The following is an 877-nucleotide window of genomic DNA, read 5'->3' as shown; positions in this document are numbered from 1 at the left end:
TGAGGCGTGGGTGTTGTCTGGAACACCTCTCATCCGACCTCGCTTCGCGAGGCCACCTTCTCCCACAAGGGGAGAAGGAAGAACTGCTCTATTCCGGCACAAACCTCACCGCGCCCTTGGCCGCGCTGGTCGTCATGGCGGCATAGGCGCGCAAGGCGGTCGTCACCTTGCGCTTGCGCTTTTCCTCGGGCTTCCAGGCCAGGGCGCCCCTGGCCTCCATCGCCGCCCGGCGGGCAGCGAGTTCCGCCTCATCGACAGCCAGGCGGATGCTGCGGTTCGGGATGTCGATCTCGATCGTATCGCCCTCCTGCACCAGCCCGATCAGCCCGCCTTCGGCGGCTTCCGGCGACGCATGGCCGATCGACAGGCCCGACGTGCCTCCGGAGAAGCGGCCGTCGGTGACCAGAGCGCAGGCCTTGCCGAGCCCTTTCGACTTCAGATAGCTGGTCGGATAGAGCATTTCCTGCATGCCTGGGCCGCCGCGCGGCCCTTCATAGCGGATGACGACCACATCGCCGGCCTTGATCTCGTTGGACAGGATCGCCTTGACGCTCGAATCCTGGCTTTCGAAGACGCGGGCCGGGCCGGTGAACTTCAGGATCGATTCATCGACGCCGGCGGTCTTCACGATACAGCCGTCGAGAGCCAGATTGCCTTTCAGCACGGCGAGGCCGCCATCCCTGGAAAAGGGATGTTCGGTCGAGCGGATGACGCCTTTCTCGCGGTCGAGATCGAGTTCGTCCCAGCGGCGGTCCTGGCTGAAAGCGACCTGTGTCGGCACGCCACCAGGGGCGGCGAGGAAGAAATCGCGCACACTCTGGCTGGTCGTGCGGGAAATATCCCAATGGTCGAGCGCTTCGCCCAGCGGTCGCGTGTG

1 protein-coding gene is annotated in these 877 nt (G+C 65.1%); it reads right to left on the bottom strand.

The window, feature by feature from the left end:
- Positions 1-88 precede the first annotated feature (88 nt).
- Positions 89-877: dihydroxy-acid dehydratase (locus EN893_RS35900; RefSeq protein WP_206640259.1), on the bottom strand; the 789-nt coding region annotated here is incomplete at its 5' end.

The sequence above is a fragment of the Mesorhizobium sp. M7A.F.Ca.CA.004.04.2.1 genome (assembly GCF_004022825.1).
Classification (GTDB): domain Bacteria; phylum Pseudomonadota; class Alphaproteobacteria; order Rhizobiales; family Rhizobiaceae; genus Mesorhizobium.
This window is presented reverse-complemented; position numbering and strand designations above follow the sequence as displayed.